We start from the raw sequence: 19,386 nt of genomic DNA on the forward strand, positions 1-19,386 counted from the left end.
CTGTTCACTGCCAACGCATCGTCAAACGGATGACGTCGGTTACTCGGTAACCACGGACTCCACCTGCACAGGCGCATATCCATCATTCCAGCCGGGGCCCCAACCAGGCCCCCAGACGTGACGATAGCGGCGATCCCACCAGGGATCATAAGCCCGCGGCGGTAGTACGACCTGCTGTACGACACGCCAACGTTTATAGCCTTGAACATTCACGACCACAAACGTGTATGGCCGTTCACCAATTTTACCTTTCTCGCTGCCGTTAATCGGACCGACCACCGTAATCAGCTGATTTTTAAACTCCAGCGGCTCCAGAAAGCGATTAACATAGGCCACCAGCCGCCCTTCGGAAGGCTCGTCCAACCGGGGGCGGCCTGCGCTATCCAGTGGTAATGCGACAATCTCCAGCCGGGTACGATCGGCTTCGTTGCGAATATCGGCAATCCGCCCGCCAAAACGTGACTCTTGTCCGGTATAGAGATTGGGCGCATTCATCACCCGAATGAGATCCATCTGCGGTGTTGCCGAGGTGCCGCGGATTTCATCCGGCACGGTGACGCAGCCGGACAACAGACTCAGGCCGATCAATAACAGACCGCACCACCCCCATCGACGCCGCCATGGTGTTTGCTGCTTCGAGGTTTGATTTCCGAAAGATTGGATTGCCATCACATACACCCTGCTTACCGTCGTCAATGTATGACAGATACCTGAATTATACCCGTCATACTTCAAGTTGCAGGTGCGTTGGCTGCCCTCGCTCACCCCAGTCACTTACTTGAGTAAGCTCCTGGGGATTCACTCGGTTGCCGTCTTCCTGCAACTCGAATTATTTTGGGTATAGACTGTAGCTGATGCGATAAGTTGCTGTTATTCGCGGCCGGGTAATTTTTTCCACGCCACCGTATTGCGCAGATAACGGGGCTCAGCCTGCTCTGGGCTCACCGCACCGCCCGATGCCCACAACTGCCGGGCCAGCGGCAGCATATCCTGCGCCTGCGGCAACAGCGTATCGGTGTGATTCAGGACGAGACCGGGCTGGTCGATCAGGTCCGGGTAGGTTTGCCAGCCGGTTCCCGCCGTCACCCAGTCGCCGCTCAGCGATGCGGCCAGTGACTGCACCTGAACCGGCGCCAGTACGGCTTCGCTCATCTCGCCTTGCCAGTTCCCCTGCGGGTCGCGCTCATAGCTTGCCCAGTAGACTTCGCCCATACGGGCATCAATGGCGGTGAGCACCCGGCCGACACCACGTTGACGCCAGGCGCCTTGCGCCAGCGTTGCCAGCGTCGATACGCCAAGCATCGGCAACTCCGCGCCGAGCGCCAACCCTTGTGCGATGCCGATGCCGATGCGCACACCGGTGAAACTGCCCGGCCCACGCCCGAATGCCAACGCATCGAGTTGATTGAGCGTAATGCCGTGCTCGGCCAGCAACTGCTGCACCATCGGCAATATCCGCTGGGTATGTTCGCGAGGGCAAACCTCAAACAAGGAATGAACGTCACCATCATTCCAGAGTGCAACAGAACAGGCTTCCGTTGCGGTATCAAGCGCTAAAATTCGCGTAGACATGCCAACCTCAGGCAGGGAGAGAATATTTCAACGGCGCGCATCATAACAGCCGGTGCCGGTAAGCGTCACGGTTTGCGCGTCAGAAAATCAATGGCGTGCTGCAAATCCCGCGTTCTTGGCGCAGGCGGCAAGCTGGAGAGAAATACCTCGCCATAGGGTCTTGTCACCAGACGATTGTCGCAAATCACCAGTACGCCGCGATCAGTCACATCGCGAATCAAGCGGCCGACGCCCTGCTTCAGGGTAATCACCGCATCGGGCAATTGCACCTCATCGAATGGATCGCCACCGCGCACCCGGCAATCTTCCATACGCGCTTTCAGCAACGGATCGTCTGGTGAGGTAAACGGTAGCTTGTCGATAATCACGCACGATAACGCATCACCGCGCACATCGACGCCTTCCCAGAAACTGCCGGTCGCCACCAGCAGCGCGTTCCCCGCCGCCAGAAACTGCGCCAGCAACTGTGGCTTACTGGTTTCCCCCTGCACCAACACCGGCAACGTCAACGAGGCTCGAAACTCGACGGCCAAATCACGCATCATCTGGTGCGACGTACACAACATGAAGCAGCGCCCCTGATTGGCTTCGATCAGCGGCCGCAACAGACGTGCCAGTTGTCTGGCCGCACCGGGCCGGTTGGTTTCGGGCAGATAGCGCGGCACGCACAGCAGCGCCTGACGTGCATAATCAAATGGGCTTGGCAGCAGCAATGTCCGGGCCTGATCCAACCCCAGCCGTTCGATAAAATGCGTGAGCCGATCGTTGACCGACAGCGTCGCCGAGGTAAAAACCCAGCAAGCCGGCTTCTCTTTTATCACCTCACGAAAACGGTCCGCGACCGATAGCGGCGTCAACGCCAGCACAAAATGACGCGAGGTGCACTCATACCAGTAACTGTAGCCGGGTTGCTGCACATCCCGCAGCCGCTTCAACCGCGCCCGGTAGAGGGTCGCGCGTTCAAACGCCGCATCCAGCAACGCAGAGCGCCCCAGCGACAACTTAGCGACATCACAGCACAGCTCCAGCGCGTCATCCAGCAGCGTCAGCGAGCGTTGCAGCATGTTATCAGTGACAATGTCACGTAAATTACCGCGAAACCCAGGGTCGCCCAGCGCCAGTCGAAAATCCTGAGTGCTCTGGCTCAGACGATCGGCGCTTTTCTGCAGTTGGCTGGCATCCCGCACTTCGGTGCGATAAGCAATCACGATATCTTTAGCAAGATCAAGCAGTTGGCGGCTGGAGAGCTGCTGACCAAAGTACTGGCTGGCGATATCCGGAATCTGGTGGGCTTCGTCAAACACCACGACATCACTGTCGGGGATTAACTCGGCGAACCCACTCTCCTTGACCACCATATCCGCCAGATAAAGATGATGGTTCACCACCACTACGTCGGCATCCATTGCTCTTCGGCGCGCCTTCACGACAAAACACGCTTTGTAGTGCGGACAGTCGCTGCCAAGACAGTTATCGTTGGTGCTGGTCACCAGCGGCCATACTGCGCTGTCTTCAGCCACATCGCCACACTGGCTGATGTCACCGTCTTCGGTTTCAACAGCCCAGCCACGCAAGCGAACCAGTTCACGCAGCACGTCGCGGCCAAGATCGCCACCCGCCAGCGATTGCTGTTCCAATCGCTCGATGCACAGATAATTGGCGCGTCCTTTCAACAAGGCCAATTTACCCTGAAAATTCAGTGCATTGGCCACAGTCGGCAAATCGCGGCTATACAGTTGATCCTGCAATGCACGCGAGCCGGTGGAAATGATCACTTTTTTGCCGCAGCGTAGCGCCGGCGCCAGATAGGCATAGGTTTTCCCGGTGCCGGTGCCCGCCTCTACCACCAACGGTTTTTGCGCATCAATCGCCGCCAGCACCGCCGCGGCCATTTGGCGTTGTGGTTCCCGCGGCTGAAAGCCCTCAATCGCCTGAGCCAATACGCCATCCGTTGCGAAATCGTCGATTGCGCTGTCTGCCGTCACGCTGTCTCTCTTGTCTGACAATGCCGTCACCCCGCTTCGGCCTCACTAAGGCGGCTGATTATGCCAAGCCTGCACGCACGACACCACCTCGGCTGATGCCGCCCACCGATCACGAATCTCGTATTTATGAGGAACTGTGCTAGTCTCTGCGTCTTTAACGCCTGTTCCGAACGGGCGCAGACTGCAACGAGGAGCCCGATTCATGTCCATTACCCGCATCAACCCCGACGCACGCTGGTCCGACGCCGTGATTTACAACAACACGCTGTACTACACCAGTGTGCCGGAAAATCTGGATGCCGATGCCCAGGCCCAAACCGAAAACGCGCTCGCGTCGCTGGATGCCATCCTGCAACAAGCGGGGACCGATAAAAGTCGCCTGCTGGACGTGACCATTTTTCTGGCCGACAAAGCCGATTTCGCGGCCATGAACGCCGCCTGGGATGCCTGGGTGGTGGCGGGTAGCGCGCCGGTGCGTTGCACCGTGGAAGCCAAACTGATGAACCCGAAATTCAGGGTAGAAATCAAGGCGATCGCCGCCGTCGGGTAATATAGTCGGGCGGTGGTGAGATTTGCCGCCCGTTAGCCACTACTCTTGTGCGGTATCGTCGTCCTCAAAAAGCGCCACCACCCGCGCCCCCTGATGATTTTGGCGCAGCTCTTCGGCTACCTGTGCAATGGCCTGGCCGCTGCTCATGCCGTCCTCCATCAACTGTTGTATTCTTTCCACTGCCTGTTGCTGCTGCTCATGGCTCAGCGCCGGGATACCTGCAAACATCATTCTTCTCCTGAAAACCTTTTTATGCCGACTGCGCCCACTATCCGCCGCAGTTTATGGTACGCTTGCAACGCCGTAATGCATGCCGCCGGTTCAACGCCCGGCTGCCGGTAAGACCAACACTCAACACCGAGAGACCATACCCATACCGCTATGCCGACACCGATAGTCTACCACGCTCTCCCGTATCAACCGGATGTGCTGTTACGTCTTTTTAGCGCGATATCGCACCAGCCCTGGGCGATGTTGCTTCACTCCGGATTCGCCGACCATCTTCACAATCGGTTTGATATTCTGGTGGCGGAGCCGCGCCTGACCTTGCAAACCGTCGGTTCGTTAACCACCCTCCAGCACGGCGAGAGCAGCGAGGCCACTACAGCAGACCCGTTCCTGCTATTGCAACAGCAGATCGATGCGCTGGCGCTGGATGTACATCCGCACCCGGATTACCCGTTTCAGGGGGGGGCGCTGGGCCTGTTTGGTTACGATCTGGGGCGCCGTGTGGAACAGGTGCCGTCCATCGCCGATCGGGATATCGACCTGCCCGACATGGCGGTCGGCATTTACGACTGGGCGTTGATTGCCGACCATCACCAACAGCGCCTGACCCTCGTGTGCCACGGCGATATCACGACCCGACTGGCATGGTTAAACCGCCTCTCCCCCATCGAACCGGGTGCGTTTTGCCTGACCAGCGACTGGCAGGCCAATATGAGTCGTGCGCAGTATGGCGAGAAATTCCGCCGAATTCAGGATTATCTGCATGCAGGCGACTGTTATCAGGTCAATCTGACGCAACGTTTTCAGGCCACGTATCACGGCGACGAATGGCAGGCGTTTCTGACGCTCTCCGCCAGCAACCGGGCACCATTTTCCGCTTTCCTGCGTTTACCGCACAGTGCTGTGCTCAGCATTTCTCCGGAGCGTTTTCTGTGGCTGCACGATAACCAGATTCAGACCCGGCCGATAAAAGGTACGCTGCCGCGGCTGCCGGATGCCGACGACGATGCCCGGCAGGCGCAGCGACTGGCTGCATCTGAGAAAGATCGCGCCGAGAACCTGATGATCGTCGACCTGCTGCGTAACGATATCGGCCGGGTGGCGGTGCCGGGCAGCGTCACGGTTCCTGAGTTGTTTGTCGTCGAGCCGTTTCCGGCGGTGCATCATCTGGTCAGTACTATCGAAGCGCAATTACCCGCGCAACAGCACGCCACGGATCTGCTGCGCGCCTGTTTCCCCGGCGGTTCGATTACCGGCGCCCCCAAAGTGCGGGCGATGGAGATCATCGAAGAACTGGAGCCGCATCGTCGCAACGCGTATTGCGGCAGCATCGGCTATCTCAGCGTCTGCGGCACCATGGATACCAACATTACTATCCGTACGTTGATCGCCGCCGAGGGTAAGCTTTCCTGCTGGGCCGGCGGCGGAATTGTGGCCGACAGCGAAGAACAGGCGGAATACCAGGAAACATTCGACAAGATTGGCCGCATTCTGCCGTTATTAACGGTATCGACCACGAATTGAACAGGGCTGAACAACATGACCGATACCACGCTGTTGCCTCTCCCGCTCCACACGGACGCCTACCCTCCTTATGATCTGGACGCGTTTATTACCCGCTTTCAGTTGCAAATGGCACCGGCGCTGCCTGCCACACACCACCAGCGGCAGGCCGCCGTACTCATCCCGATTATTCGCCGCCCTGACCCGTCTCTGCTGCTGACGCGCCGCTCGCCGCGTCTGCGCAAACACGCCGGACAGGTAGCGTTTCCCGGCGGAGCAGCGGACCCGGAAGACCTATCGCTTATCGCCACTGCATTGCGTGAAGCGCAGGAAGAGGTCGCGATTCCGCCGGCATCGGTTCAGATTTTAGGCACACTACCCGCTTTCGATAGTTCCAGCGGTTATCAGGTTACCCCGGTGGTCGGCCTGCTGCCGGAAAATACGCCTTTTCACCCCAATGCGGACGAAGTCGCGGAGCTATTTGAAATGCCGTTGCGTGATGCTTTTACCCTTCAGCGTTACCATTCACTGGATATCAAACACCACCATCAGCGCCACCGCGTCTATCTTTCCTGGTATCAGCAGCAACTGGTCTGGGGGTTGACCGCCGCCATCATCCGCCAGTTGGCGTTGCATGTGGCGATGCCGGAACCGGTTTACCCACCCCACCGGACATCGTTTCTGCCATAAGTTATTTTTCGGCATAACATAACTTTATTTCATGTGAAAAGCCGAATATGACAGCATACTCTTCACTACAATAGCGCGATCTATCGAGTTTTATTCTGGAGCGTGGGCATACCCTCCGTCATCGCACCGGATAACCGGTGATAGGGCAAACGGTGTTCCCCGCTCCCGGTCACAGTGACAGGCAGCGCCCTCAAAGGAGTTTCAGCGTGATAAGCGTATTCGACATGTTCAAAATCGGCATCGGCCCTTCCAGCTCTCATACGGTAGGACCGATGAAAGCCGGTAAGCAATTTGTCGATGAACTGCAACAACGGGAGTTGTTGTCCCGCACTGAGCGGGTGACGGTGGAGGTCTACGGCTCTCTCGCCCTGACCGGCAAAGGCCACCATACCGATATCGCGATCATGCTCGGGCTGGCGGGCAATAAACCGGACACGGTGGATATCGACGCCATCCCGGCGTTTATTCGAAAAGTAGAGCAAACCGAACGGCTCCCGTTGGCGGGCACGCATGACGTTGCGTTTCCCCGCGAAGGCGGCATGATCTTCCGCGGCGAAAATCTGCCGCTACACGAAAACGGCATGACGCTGACGGCATTTGCCGCTGATGTTCCGCTGTTTCGCCAAACTTATTATTCAATCGGCGGCGGGTTTATCGTCGATGAAGCGCATTTTGGCCAATCTCAGGAATCCACCTTCACCATGCCGCATCCTTACCGTTCCGCACGGGAAATCCTGGAGCACTGCAAACAAAGCGGCCTGTCGATTTCCGGCATGGTGATGCGCAATGAGTTAGCGTTGCATAGCCGTCAGGAGATTGAAGAGTATTTCGCCGCCGTCTGGCAAACCATGCGTGCCTGTATGGATCGCGGTATGAATACCGAGGGCGTTTTGCCGGGCCCGCTGCGTGTACCGCGCCGCGCCGCCGCGCTTCGCCGCATGTTGGTCGCCTCGGATAAACTCTCGAATGACCCGATGAACGTGGTGGACTGGGTTAACATGTTCGCGCTGGCGGTCAACGAGGAAAACGCCGCCGGTGGACGCGTGGTCACCGCGCCGACCAACGGTGCCTGCGGTATCGTGCCTGCCGTACTGGCCTACTATGACCACTTTATCGAGCCGGTCGGCCCCGGCATTTATCTGCGTTATTTCATGGCGGCTGGCGCTATCGGCTCACTGTATAAAATGAACGCCTCCATCTCCGGCGCCGAGGTTGGCTGTCAGGGCGAAGTCGGCGTAGCCTGTTCAATGGCGGCGGCCGGTCTGGCTGAATTGTTGGGCGCCAGCCCGGAGCAAGTCTGCGTGGCCGCTGAAATCGGCATGGAGCATAATCTGGGCCTGACCTGCGACCCGGTTGCCGGGCAAGTACAGGTGCCGTGCATCGAGCGTAACGCCATCGCCGCCGTCAAAGCCATCAACGCCACCCGCATGGCAGTAAGACGTACGACGGAGGCCCGCGTATCACTCGATAAGGTGATTGAAACCATGTACGAAACCGGGAAAGACATGAACGCGAAATACCGCGAAACCTCCCGCGGTGGGCTGGCCATCAAGGTACAGTGCGACTGAACCAGTAGACACCGCGCTGAGCTTTAGCGCGATTAGGTGCTTATTGACCCAACAGTCCGACGAAAAGATAAAAAACGCGCCTCGGGTTCGCGTCGGTGTGATGGGGCCGGCATGGTTTGACTCGCCATCCCATCGAATTCTTGCTCTGGTGCCCGCCGGCTAAGACGGGCACCAGAGATAACGTTACACGTCGTCTTCTACAGTCGGTTCTGCAATCCGAACCACGCGAACCAGTTCAATGCGATAGTCCGTCGCAGCCACGATCAGAAAACGTAACCGCTGTAATTCCAGTTTGTCCCCTACTTTCGGGAATTCGTCACTGTGAGCCAGCAGCAGCCCGGCCAGCGACGTATAATCCTCTTTCGGATCGACCAAATCCTGTACATTGAGCACCTGCTGCAACGAATGCAGATCGGTCCCGCCCCTGACCAGCCAGCCGTCACCGTCTTCGATGATATCCAGCGTTTCGTCCTCATCAGGAAATTCGCCGGCGATCGCTTCCAGAATATCCAACGGCGTCACCAATCCCTGCACTACACCGAATTCATTGGTAATCATCACCAGGCTGCCTTTCGCCCGGCGCAGTACCGGCAACAGATTGATGACATCCAGCGTTTCCGGCACCACGATCGGCGGGTTGGCGGACGCGAACTGCTCCACATCAGTGTGCTCGTCCAGCGCGACCAGCAAATCTTTGGCTCGCACCACGCCGACCAGCTCATCCAGTGAACCGCGGCACACCGGGAACAGGCTGTGCGGCGTATCCAGCAATTGCAGACGAATGTCGTCCACTGAACGTTCGCAATCTACCCAGGAAATGTCGGTCCGCGGCGTCATCACGCTGCGCAAAGAACGGGAAGCCAGCGTCAGCACGCCGCTGATCATATAACGTTCCTCTTCGGCAAAGGTTTCTTCCGGCTGCTGCTGCGGCTGCGCTTCCTGATCGTCATGCGCGGTTTTCCGCGACCCCATCAGGCGCAAAATCGCTTCGGCGGTACGCTCGCGCATCGGCCGGTGCGACTGATGTTTGATAAAGTTGTGCCGGGCTATCTGGTTAAACAGTTCGATGACAATCGAGAAACCGATCGCCGCATACAGATAACCTTTCGGAATATGGAAACCAAACCCTTCCGCCACCAGGCTTAAGCCAATCATCAGCAGGAAGCTAAGGCAAAGTACGACCACCGTCGGATGCACATTCACAAACCGGGTTAACGGCTTGGATGCCAGCAACATTACGGCCATCGCAATCACCACGGCGGTCATCATCACGCCCAGATGGTTGACCATCCCTACGGCGGTAATCACGGCATCAAGCGAGAACACCGCATCCAGAATAACAATCTGTACTACCACCGCCCAGAAACTGGCGTGTGCGCGATTGCCATTCGGGTCATGCGGGCGGTTTTCCAGCCGTTCATGCAGTTCCATCGTGGCTTTGAACAACAGGAACACGCCACCGGCCAGCAGGATCAAATCCCGCCCGGAGAAATTAAACTGCCCGACGGAAAATAGTGGTCGCGTCAGTGTGACCATCCATGAAATCAGCGACAGCAGGCCAAGGCGCATCAACAGCGCCAGCGATAAGCCGATGATACGCGCCTTATCTCGCTGTTTGGCCGGCAGCTTATCCGCCAGAATGGCGATGAACACCAGGTTGTCGATACCCAAAACAATCTCGAGTACCACCAACGTCAGTAAGCCTGCCCAGATTGAGGGATCCAGCAAAAATTCCATGTCAGACTCCGGAAAATGAACGAGCAAACGACATCAATGCCGTGGCATTGCGCTGCGAAAGCAAAAGTGAAAGGTCAGTACAATGCTGAGTGTGGCCCGAACGGCCTATTGGGTAAAGAACACCACCGGCTAGCGCCGGGGTAAAAGAGATGAATCGTCGGTGACAGTCCATAGGAAGGGCGTTTGCCCGTAACTCCTCTGTAATTAAAGGGAATGTAACTTTAACAGAGTCAATGTCATTTTCCACAACGATTTTCGGTTACTTCGCGAGGTGGGTCGCATTCGCCAGCGTCACGGACGTTTACAGCGTTATTCCGCCGCCGATTATCGACCGGTATCACATAATTTATTTATTCGCCCCCTAAAATAAATCCTGCCGCTATCCGGCAAGCCTGAATCGATTCATAAGTCGGCATGATGAGTGCCTTTAGCGCTTTTTCTCATGCTCAGGCAGGAAATCAGGCGAGAAACCAAGCAAGAAGAGAAACCAGGCAAGAAGAGAAACCAAGCAAGAAATAGTATTGCAGCCATACTGAATATCGCTCACGGATAAATGTGACGAATTTATCCGGATTATCAGACAGATTTCACTCTCAACAAAACGGTGATTCATGAAAGGAGGGAGCAAGTGAGTATTGCCATCATGCTATGCACTCACGGCGCTACTGCCGGTCCGCTGTTAAACACAGCTGAAATGATTCTTGGTGAACAGAGTAATGTGGGTTGGATCGATTTTGTTCCCGGCGAAAACGCCGAGATCCTGATGGAAAAATATCAGGCGAAACTGGCCGAACTGGACACATCTGCAGGTGTGCTTTTTCTGGTAGACACCTGGGGTGGCAGCCCATTCAATGCCGCCAGCCGTCTGGTGAATGACAAGAAAAATCACGACGTGATCGCCGGGGTCAATATTCCCATGCTGGCTGAGACGTTTATGGCCCGCGACGACAACCCTGAATTCGACGAACTGGTCGCGATCGCCGTGGAGGCCGGCCGTGCTGGCGTCAAGGCGTTGAAAGCTCATGAGCCGGAAAAAACCGCGCATACGGCTCCAGTCAGCGCCAAACCGGTTGCGCCGCCGGGGGCCGGCGGACACATGAAAATTGGGTTGGCGCGCATCGACGACCGACTGATCCATGGGCAGGTCGCCACCCGTTGGACCAAAGAAACCAACGTCAGTCGCATTATTGTCGTCAGTGATGAAGTCGCCGCGGATAACGTACGAAAAACGCTGCTGACACAGGTGGCTCCGCCCGGCGTTACGGCACATGTGGTCGATGTCGCCAAAGCCGTCAGGGTGTATGACAACCCGAAATACGCGTCTGACCGCGTCATGCTGTTGTTTACCAATCCGGCGGACGTGCTGCGGCTGGTAGAAAGCGGCGTCAAGATTACCTCGGTCAACATCGGTGGTATGGCGTATCGGCAAGGCAAAACCCAGGTCAATAATGCCGTTTCGATTGACGACAAGGATATCGACGCGTTCAACAAGCTCCACGCACGTGGCATTGAGCTGGAAGTACGCAAAGTATCGACCGATAGCAAAATCAATATGATGGATTTGATCACCAAGGCGGCGCGTTAGTTCACCCGAACTAACGGACCATGTCACGACGTCATTTACTCGGATTACTATTCTCACAGGAGAAGTACCATGGAGATCACCACGTTTCAAATCGTGCTGATATTTATCGTGGCCTGTATTTCAGGTATGGGTTCCATTCTCGACGAGTTCCAGTTCCACCGCCCTCTGGTGGCGTGTACCCTCATCGGGTTGGTACTGGGCGACCTCAAAACCGGGATCATCATCGGCGGTACGCTGGAAATGATAGCGCTAGGCTGGATGAACATCGGTGCCGCCGTAGCGCCCGATGCGGCGCTGGCTTCCATCATTTCCACCATTCTGGTTATCGCCGGTGGGCAGAGCGTCGGTGCCGGGATCGCCCTGGCGATTCCACTCGCCGCCGCCGGCCAGGTATTGACCATTATCGTGCGTACCATCACCGTTGCTTTCCAGCATGCGGCGGATAGTGCGGCTGAACGCGGCAATCTTTCCGCCATCAGTTGGATTCATGTTTCCGCGCTGCTGCTGCAAGCCATGCGAATCGCCATTCCGGCGGTGATTGTTGCGGTCTCGGTCGGAACCGAAGCGGTACACAGCCTGCTTTCCTCTATCCCCGAGGTGGTCACCACCGGTCTGAACATCGCCGGCGGCATGATTGTGGTCGTCGGTTACGCGATGGTCATCAACATGATGCGTGCCGGTTACCTGATGCCGTTTTTCTATTTGGGTTTCGTCACCGCCGCCTTCACCAATTTCAATCTGGTCGCACTGGGAGTCATCGGTGTTGTTATGGCCGTGCTGTATATCCAGCTCAGCCCTAAATACAACAAAGCCCAGGGTATGGCGACTGCATCGTCAAATAACGATCTTGATAATGAACTGGATTAACAGGAGAGCAAACCATGGTGGATACCACAAAGAAACTGACCCCCGGCGATATTCGCGCCGTATTCCTACGCTCAAACCTGTTCCAGGGATCGTGGAACTTTGAACGGATGCAAGCGCTGGGATTCTGCTTTTCCATGGTGCCGGTAATCCGTCGCCTCTACCCGGAAAATTCGGAAGAGCGGAAACAGGCGATCAAACGTCATCTGGAGTTTTTTAATACGCAGCCGTTTGTTGCCGCACCGGTACTTGGCGTAACGATGGCCATGGAAGAACAGCGGGCCAATGGCGCGCCGATCGACGACGGGGCGATCAACGGTCTGAAAGTCGGGCTGATGGGGCCGCTGGCCGGCGTTGCGACCCATCTTTTGGGGAACCGCTCGCCCGGTCTTTGCCGCACTCGGTGCAGGCATCGCCATGAGCGGCAGCCTGCTTGGGCCCATCCTGTTTTTCGTGCTGTTTAATCTGGTGCGTTTGCTGGTGCGTTATTACGGCGTGGCTTACGGTTACCGTAAAGGCGCGGATATCGTAAGCGATATGGGCGGCGGTTTGCTGCAAAAAATGACCGAAGGCGCCTCAATTCTGGGGTTATTCGTCATGGGGGCGTTGGTCAACAAATGGACCCACGTTAATATCCCGCTGGTCGTTTCGCGCGTAACCGGGCAGGATGGACATACGACAGTCACGACGGTGCAGTCTATCCTTGACCAACTGATGCCTGGGCTGGTGCCGCTGTTGCTGACATTTGGCTGTATGTGGTTGCTGCGTCGCAAGGTGAATGCGCTCTGGCTGATTGTCGGCTTTTTTGTTATCGGCATCATCGGCTATTGGATTGGGCTGTTGGGGCTCTAATGCGTCTGGCCGGGGCGACCCGGCCATTTCATATGCCGGATACCGGCTCCGTTTTCACCACCCTAACCCATTTTTCATTTCTTGTATTCACGCCGCCACCGGAGTTGCTCATGACTTTCACCGACGTCGTTCTGATGATCTCTATCGCCCTGTCCCTGCTGTATGCCGTTTACGACGAATTCATCATGGACCGACAACACGGTCAAACCCGGCTTAAGGTGTTATTACGTCGCCGCCATCGCCTGGACGCACTGATTTTCATCGTGCTGGTCGTGATACTCATCTATAAAAATGTCATCACGCATGGCTCACACCTCACCACACTGCTGCTTTTCTCGCTAATACTGATGGCGATATATCTGAGCATGATTCGCTACCCCAAATTACTCTTTAAAGATCAGGGATTCTTTTATGCCAATACGTATATTCTTTATCCACGCATTCGAAGTATGAATTTATCGGAAGACGGTATTCTGGTAATAGCGCTTGAAAAAAGACGGCTACTGATTACAGTCAATGAATTGGATGATCTGGAAAAAATATATCAATTTATGATTGAAAATCAATAATATGAAATTGCCACGAATACTGAAAAAATATCATACCTCTTTCCCAGACAAAATATGGTGATATTTTAACCGTATAATTAATGATGTAATTCCAGCCAATTATTTTGAATTTATTAAAGATGAAAATAATTATCAATATCACCCTTAACCCATATATTCTTTCTTGTTGTTTATTGCAGGAATAATATGGTATTGTTGCGCCGTCCTTGGGGAGTAGCTGATTCCTGACATCTGAAATTCAGGAATGCTCGTATCAACATACTCGTTCTTCACTGAACGTGGTACGAGCGGCCAGACTGGCAAGCGAGACCATAGACACGTGATCTGCCATCTGGTTGGGGGTGGGTTGCGTGGATATGGAGAACCGCCCAGCCGAGGCTATGTATATGAATTTATCTGCTACTCTTATTCTTGCTTTTGGCATGTCCATGGACGCGTTCGCCGCGTCTATTGGTAAAGGTGCCGCCCTGCATAATCCCCGTTTTCGCGAAGCCATACGTACCGGCTTGATTTTCGGTCTAATCGAAGCATTAACGCCATTAATCGGCTGGGCATTGGGATTTTATGCCAGCCGCTTCATTCTCGCCTGGGACCACTGGGTAGCCTTCACCCTGTTGCTGATCTTAGGTGGCCGGATGATTATCGAAGGTGTGAAAGGCGAAGATAGCTGCAATTGTGAAAAAATATCCAGGCATAGTCTGTTCATTCTGATCTGTACCGCCGTTGCCACCAGTCTGGATGCCATGGCGATTGGCGTCGGGTTGGCATTCCTGCAGGTCAATATCTTCCACACGGCGATGGTGATTGGTTGCGCCACCATGATTATGGTAACCATAGGCATGATGATTGGCCGCTATGTTGGCCCGATTCTTGGCAAACGGGCGGAAATTCTCGGTGGTGTGGTACTGATCGGTATCGGCTGCAATATTCTTTATGAACACCTGCTCGATCTTGCCTGATGAATACACCAACGGGCAGCTTCCACCGCCCGTTGGTTAATCCACGCGCTTCAACCTTCGCGCCGATGAAATCGAATCAGAAAATCGGTTTCACACGCAAACTGCGATTCTGCCATTAATCCATCACGCACATCCGGCGTCGCTCGCCACGCAAATGGCGTCATCTGTAACAGACTGGCGGCATCCGTTCCCGTCATCGACATGCGATACTGTAAACGCTCGGCGGTTTCCAGCACAAATCCTGGCAAGACTTCGTCTATCTCAGGATGGGGCCTGGCATCCTGGTATACCCGCGCTTTAAGTGACAACAGATGATTAGGCCCCGGCGACACGGTCATGACGCCCCCTCCCGGCCGAATAACCCGCGCCAGTTCCTCACCATTACAGGGAGCATAGATTTTTAATACTGCCGCCAGAGAACGATCCTGGAAAGGGAGTCGTTGACTGGAAGCCACACAAAACATGACTTGAGTATAGCGCCTGGCCGCGCGCTGAATTGCCGCTTTGGAGACATCCAGCCCATAAACCGGCATCCCATCAGGGGTGAGTGTATCTGCCAGCGCAGCGGTGTAATAACCTTCGCCACAGCCAATATCCAGCAATGCGCCCGGCTGTTTTTGCAATACCCGCGCCAATTGCTCCGATACCCGATCCCGTAGCGGCTGGTAATGCCCATGATCCAGAAACGTCCGGCGGGCTTGCATCATTTCAGCGCTATCCCCTGGTTGTCTGGAGCGTTTAAACTGCACCGGCAGTAAATTGACATACCCTTCCCGCGCGCAGTCAAAATGATGACGTCCACAGGACCAACGGCCAGGCTCGGCATTCAGGGGCTGATGGCATAAGGGACATTGATAAGGCACTGACGATTTTTGCATAGCACTCTTGACGATGAAAAAAGCAAAAAACCCGCACTAGGCGGGTTTTATGGCATGAGCTGAAAATTACAGCGCAACAACATTCACTGCAGAAGGGCCCTTCTGGCCATCCTGAATTTCAAACTCAACATTCTGGCCTTCGGCCAATGTTTTAAAGCCGTTGCCCTGAATTGCAGAGAAGTGTACGAACACATCTTTGCTGCCATCAGCCGGAGTAATGAAACCGAAGCCTTTAGACTCGTTGAACCACTTAACCTGACCTTTAATCTTTGCCATTTTAAAGTTTCCTTTAATAATTTAAACCGCACTAAGGCGTTATACAAAAAAACCAGAGTCGTTACTGCTTGAGGCACTAAAATAAGGATCGGCAGAGAAGTGGTATTCAACGCTAACGTTTGTACTCAAGACTTCTTTACTGAAAATGCCATTCATATACAGAACTGTACCTCGTTTTACCCAGATGCGTTATTACATACTATGTAATCGTTGGCAAGCCATTTTTTACCAGTGGTGGACATGTCGCACAAATTAGAGCCGCTAATGTATCTTTAATATCCATTCAATCCTGTCTCAGGATATTGACGCCTCAGCGCATTCTCTACGCCACATCCAACCATTTGATTATGTGCACGGTATTTCAATTACGCAAGCCGGTATGATCGACTTATTGGCAGTCCTCGCTATCATAACAAAATAATATTACTCATCAATCACAGTATGCTTTGGCTGTCCAGCCGCTGTTTACCAGAAATGTGATTGAAGCTTTATTTTTTACGTTTTAAAAAAGAAAACCTTTATGCACAAGGTGATACAGATGGTTTATTTCAAATCGTGACTATCCACTAACACAATAATAATGAAACATAGTAAATATGTATCGAAAATAAGTTGATAAGCAAAGAAGCAGTATGCAGCTTAATGCTGCGGACCGGGTACAGGTACGTCACCGAAGTGAATAACATCGCCGACAATTGCAATGCCGGGCTGCGCCTGATGCAGCGGCAAAAGGGCAAGCGACATCACCCAGGCTGCAATAAAACCATCCTATCCGCGATATCACGCCTCGCCATAACCGCTTACATTGCGAGTATTTAGTATGATAATGACATTATTTTTACAAAAAAATGATTTATGAACGGCGCCCCACCGTTTTATTCCGGAGCTATTTCTTTTTTTAGCCGTTAAAAAAATGGCTATACCCAAAATAATTCGAGTTGCAGGAAGGCGGCAAGAGAGAGAATCCCGATGAGCTTACTCAGGTAAGTGATTCGGGTGAACGAACGCAGCCAACACACCTGCAACTTGAAGTATGACGGGTATATACCCGGCCGGTTCTATATCATCGGAATTCATCCGCCATGATCACATTTTTGTTCTAACAAAAAATTAATCTGAAATCTGCTGACATACCTATTCGGAATAACAAACATCCGGCGATATCAAATTTAACATCATGACCGTCGTTCCTGTGGAATCATCCCCATTTATTGATCTCTATCGTGACAACCCTGGCCGAGCGCGTTATTGTATTCTTGTCGCCACATTTCATTACGCCATATCGGCGGGTTCCTGTTTTTTGAGCGACACCAACAAATGATGACCGTCATGATGACGGTAACCCATTTTTCCTTCATTTCAGGTAGCTATTGATAACGCTGCCAGCTGTGCACCAGATTCAGTTTTTACACTGCATAAATCGCTAACGTAATGAGATATCGGCAACATCAACGGGAGGTGACCTATGTGGCAGACGGTTGAGCAACTGCTGAAAGAACATCTTGGCCCCGGTGATATTCTGGATCGTCGGGAATTGCCCGGTGGCGAAGTACATTCCGCCTGGTATCTGCGGTACGGTCAGCATAATGTCTTCGTAAAATGCGATGCCCGTGAACTCCTCACCAAATTTCGTGCGGAAGCCGAGCAGTTGGAGTTACTGACGCGTAGTAAAACGGTACAAGTACCAGCGGTTTATGGTGTCGGCAGTCATCGCGATTACAGTTTTCTGTTGCTGGAATATCTCTCGGTCAAACCGGTTTCCGCCCACGATGCGTGGTGCCTTGGGCAACAACTGGCACAATTGCATCAATGGAGCGACCAACCTCAGTTTGGGCTCGATTTCGATAATGACCTGTCTACAACGCCGCAACCCAACGCCTGGCAACGTCGCTGGTCCAGCTTTTTTGCAGAACAGCGTATTGGCTGGCAACTGCAACTGGCCGCCGAGAAAGGGCTACACTTTGGTGATATCGACACCCTGATATCCCAGGTAGAAAAACGGCTTTCCGGCCATCAGCCCCAACCCTCGTTGCTGCATGGTGATCTATGGTCCAATAATTGCCTGAATACCGAGCGGGGTTATTACCTGTTTGACCCAGCATGCTACTGGGGCGACCGGGAATGCGATTTGGCAATGTTACCGCTGCATGCCGAATTACCGCCGCAAATTTATGATGGTTACCAGAGCGTCTGGCCGCTGGAAAAGGATTTTGTTGAACGCCAGCCGATCTATCAGATTTACTATCTGCTTAACCGGGCTAATTTGTTTGGCGGCAAACACGTGGTTACGGCGCAACACGCCATAGAAAATCAGTTGCTATGAATGCTGAACGGCGCTCAGAGACCGGGGCAATACACGGCCCCGGCAGGCTCAGCCCAGAATACCGACAACTTTCAGCGTCAGGTAACCAATCACAGCCACGACAACCGGCAGGATATAGAGCGGAAAAAACTGTAACAGAATAGAGTGACGAGGCAGTTCCAGACGTGACTCCAGCTCTTCGCGGGTTTTGCCTTCATCACCTTTGACTCTCTCCAGAATCAGTTGGTCTTCCAGTCCTTCACGAATATGTTTCACCTGGCGGGACAAACGGGCCCCCGACACCTGTAGCGCCAAACCGACAAACATCAACATATAGATAAACCAGAACATAACGGTAGCCGGCGACGACAGCCGACCAAAATCAGGCACCGGTGAGTTGTACCAAAACATGTTCAAAAACGGCGTATTGAAACGCAACACTTCCACGACCAGATGCAAAAAGTCCTGCATCACGCCATTGATCCCCTGCTTCTTCTCGGTAAACGCGTGAATAAGATTAGCCAGCGAAATCATAGTCGAGAGCAAAGCAGGAAGAAAGACAACCCACCCCGTAATACGCTTAACGACGGCAAAAAGGCCAGCCTGTTGATACGTCATGTGTTCCCCTTTTGCGTGACGCCACGGTGAGCAAAAATGTAGACCGATAAAACCCGTTAGCAGGGTACTTCAGGTTTTAACAGAGTCAACGTTTTCTTTCCCGCGTCGGCCACTATCGGCAATCGGCGGCACTCAGCGCCAAACCAATAAACATCAGAACACAGGCAGGTATAGAAGCAAGGGTCGGCAGCATGGCCGACGCCTTGTTAAATAGAAGGATTCAGAGGAAGTCGGCGCGTTTTGGCGAGAAGGTATCGATCAACACACTACCTTCTTCCAGCGACACCACGCCATGCATTTCATTCTTCACGGCCATATAAGCATCGCCGGTTTTCAGAATACGTTTTTCACCTTCGATCACCACCTCGAAGCTACCAGCCGCGACATAGGCTATCTGATCATGGATATCATGCTTGTGCGGCGTACCGATGGCGCCTTTGGCGAAATGGACGCACACCATCATCAGGTCATCGCTCCAGGTGATGATTTTACGTTTAATACCATCGCCCAGCTCTTCCCACGGCGTTTCGTCGTCAATAAAGTACCTTCTCATGGTTTCTCCTTAAAGTAGTACTGCGCGTCACCCCTATGTGAACAGGGTAACACAAAAGGTTAATGGCGATATTCTAGTAACATCGGCATCAGATGAA

The 19,386-nt window shown here is 53.9% G+C and carries 19 protein-coding genes, 1 pseudogene and 1 riboswitch; of the genes and pseudogenes, 10 read left to right on the forward strand and 10 right to left on the reverse strand.

Features of this window, described 5'->3' with window-relative positions; all coding sequences use genetic code 11:
• Window positions 1–39: 39 nt before the first annotated feature.
• From DCH402_RS10960 to DCH402_RS10970, 3 genes are all read right to left on the reverse strand, one after another.
• A complete protein-coding gene (locus DCH402_RS10960; protein ID WP_040001126.1) occupies window positions 40–669 on the reverse strand; it encodes a Slp family lipoprotein in 630 nt (209 codons plus the stop codon).
• 201 nt (window positions 670–870) lie between these two features.
• Complete coding sequence (gene tsaB / locus DCH402_RS10965) at window positions 871–1,572, reverse strand: tRNA (adenosine(37)-N6)-threonylcarbamoyltransferase complex dimerization subunit type 1 TsaB (protein ID WP_040001127.1); 702 nt, start codon at window positions 1,570–1,572, stop codon at window positions 871–873.
• A 65-nt stretch (window positions 1,573–1,637) separates the two neighbouring features.
• The gene (locus tag DCH402_RS10970; protein WP_040001128.1) at window positions 1,638–3,557 is read right to left on the reverse strand and encodes an ATP-dependent DNA helicase; all 1,920 of its coding nucleotides are present in this window, start codon (window positions 3,555–3,557) and stop codon (window positions 1,638–1,640) included.
• Window positions 3,558–3,759: 202 nt separating this feature from the next.
• Here DCH402_RS10970 and DCH402_RS10975 point away from each other — a divergent pair, with 202 nt between their 5' ends.
• Window positions 3,760–4,107, forward strand: a complete 348-nt coding sequence (locus tag DCH402_RS10975) for a RidA family protein (protein ID WP_040001129.1) — start codon at window positions 3,760–3,762, stop codon at window positions 4,105–4,107.
• 39 nt (window positions 4,108–4,146) lie between these two features.
• On the opposite strand, the gene DCH402_RS10980 is transcribed toward DCH402_RS10975, so the two are convergent.
• Entirely contained in the window at window positions 4,147–4,335 is a 189-nt protein-coding gene (locus tag DCH402_RS10980) for a YoaH family protein (RefSeq protein WP_040001130.1), read from the reverse strand.
• A 153-nt stretch (window positions 4,336–4,488) separates the two neighbouring features.
• Here DCH402_RS10980 and pabB point away from each other — a divergent pair, with 153 nt between their 5' ends.
• The 3 genes from pabB to DCH402_RS10995 all read left to right on the forward strand — a co-directional run bounded on the left by pabB (window position 4,489) and on the right by DCH402_RS10995 (window position 8,096).
• Complete coding sequence (gene pabB / locus DCH402_RS10985; protein WP_040001131.1) at window positions 4,489–5,859, forward strand: aminodeoxychorismate synthase component 1; 1,371 nt, start codon at window positions 4,489–4,491, stop codon at window positions 5,857–5,859.
• 15 nt (window positions 5,860–5,874) lie between these two features.
• The gene (locus DCH402_RS10990) at window positions 5,875–6,528 is read left to right on the forward strand and encodes a CoA pyrophosphatase (RefSeq protein ID WP_050583298.1); all 654 of its coding nucleotides are present in this window, start codon (window positions 5,875–5,877) and stop codon (window positions 6,526–6,528) included.
• Between the two features lie 206 nt (window positions 6,529–6,734).
• Window positions 6,735–8,096 (forward strand): L-serine ammonia-lyase, encoded by a 1,362-nt coding sequence (locus DCH402_RS10995; protein WP_040001132.1) that lies wholly within the window; start codon window positions 6,735–6,737, stop codon window positions 8,094–8,096.
• A gap of 183 nt (window positions 8,097–8,279) precedes the next feature.
• Here DCH402_RS10995 and DCH402_RS11000 read toward each other — a convergent pair whose 3' ends face one another.
• Window positions 8,280–9,833 carry a TerC family protein gene (locus tag DCH402_RS11000; RefSeq protein WP_040001133.1) on the reverse strand — a complete coding sequence of 518 codons (1,554 nt, stop codon included), beginning with the start codon at window positions 9,831–9,833 and terminating at the stop codon, window positions 8,280–8,282.
• A 628-nt stretch (window positions 9,834–10,461) separates the two neighbouring features.
• On the opposite strand from DCH402_RS11000, the gene manX reads away from it, so the two are divergent.
• The 5 genes and pseudogenes from manX to mntP all read left to right on the forward strand — a co-directional run bounded on the left by manX (window position 10,462) and on the right by mntP (window position 14,662).
• The gene (manX, locus tag DCH402_RS11005; protein WP_040001134.1) at window positions 10,462–11,418 is read left to right on the forward strand and encodes a PTS mannose transporter subunit IIAB; all 957 of its coding nucleotides are present in this window, start codon (window positions 10,462–10,464) and stop codon (window positions 11,416–11,418) included.
• Between the two features lie 69 nt (window positions 11,419–11,487).
• Window positions 11,488–12,285 (forward strand): PTS mannose/fructose/sorbose transporter subunit IIC, encoded by a 798-nt coding sequence (locus tag DCH402_RS11010; protein ID WP_040001135.1) that lies wholly within the window; start codon window positions 11,488–11,490, stop codon window positions 12,283–12,285.
• Between the two features lie 14 nt (window positions 12,286–12,299).
• Window positions 12,300–13,134, forward strand: a pseudogene (locus DCH402_RS11015) (PTS mannose transporter subunit IID).
• Between the two features lie 110 nt (window positions 13,135–13,244).
• Window positions 13,245–13,703, forward strand: coding sequence for a DUF986 family protein (locus DCH402_RS11020; protein WP_040003542.1), 459 nt, complete (start codon window positions 13,245–13,247; stop codon window positions 13,701–13,703).
• 196 nt (window positions 13,704–13,899) lie between these two features.
• Window positions 13,900–14,083, forward strand: a riboswitch (yybP-ykoY riboswitch).
• A gap of 6 nt (window positions 14,084–14,089) precedes the next feature.
• A complete protein-coding gene (gene mntP / locus DCH402_RS11025; protein WP_040003543.1) occupies window positions 14,090–14,662 on the forward strand; it encodes a manganese efflux pump MntP in 573 nt (190 codons plus the stop codon).
• A 50-nt stretch (window positions 14,663–14,712) separates the two neighbouring features.
• Here mntP and rlmA read toward each other — a convergent pair whose 3' ends face one another.
• From rlmA to DCH402_RS21315, 3 genes are all read right to left on the reverse strand, one after another.
• Window positions 14,713–15,525 carry a 23S rRNA (guanine(745)-N(1))-methyltransferase gene (gene rlmA / locus DCH402_RS11030; RefSeq protein ID WP_040003544.1) on the reverse strand — a complete coding sequence of 271 codons (813 nt, stop codon included), beginning with the start codon at window positions 15,523–15,525 and terminating at the stop codon, window positions 14,713–14,715.
• Window positions 15,526–15,606: 81 nt separating this feature from the next.
• Window positions 15,607–15,816, reverse strand: coding sequence for a transcription antiterminator/RNA stability regulator CspE (cspE, locus tag DCH402_RS11035; protein ID WP_012769694.1), 210 nt, complete (start codon window positions 15,814–15,816; stop codon window positions 15,607–15,609).
• Between the two features lie 39 nt (window positions 15,817–15,855).
• Window positions 15,856–15,972: a DUF2627 domain-containing protein gene (locus DCH402_RS21315; protein WP_071604699.1), complete on the reverse strand. Its 117-nt coding sequence runs from the start codon at window positions 15,970–15,972 to the stop codon at window positions 15,856–15,858.
• A 1,309-nt stretch (window positions 15,973–17,281) separates the two neighbouring features.
• On the opposite strand from DCH402_RS21315, the gene DCH402_RS11040 reads away from it, so the two are divergent.
• Window positions 17,282–18,139: a fructosamine kinase family protein gene (locus DCH402_RS11040; protein ID WP_040001136.1), complete on the forward strand. Its 858-nt coding sequence runs from the start codon at window positions 17,282–17,284 to the stop codon at window positions 18,137–18,139.
• 48 nt (window positions 18,140–18,187) lie between these two features.
• Here DCH402_RS11040 and DCH402_RS11045 read toward each other — a convergent pair whose 3' ends face one another.
• Entirely contained in the window at window positions 18,188–18,736 is a 549-nt protein-coding gene (locus tag DCH402_RS11045) for a YniB family protein (RefSeq protein WP_040001137.1), read from the reverse strand.
• A 220-nt stretch (window positions 18,737–18,956) separates the two neighbouring features.
• On the reverse strand, window positions 18,957–19,289 hold the full coding sequence (locus DCH402_RS11050; protein WP_013318064.1) for a cupin domain-containing protein: 333 nt from the start codon (window positions 19,287–19,289) through the stop codon (window positions 18,957–18,959).
• Window positions 19,290–19,386 lie beyond the last annotated feature (97 nt).

The sequence above is a fragment of the Dickeya chrysanthemi NCPPB 402 genome, from assembly GCF_000406105.1.
Classification (GTDB): domain Bacteria; phylum Pseudomonadota; class Gammaproteobacteria; order Enterobacterales; family Enterobacteriaceae; genus Dickeya; species Dickeya chrysanthemi.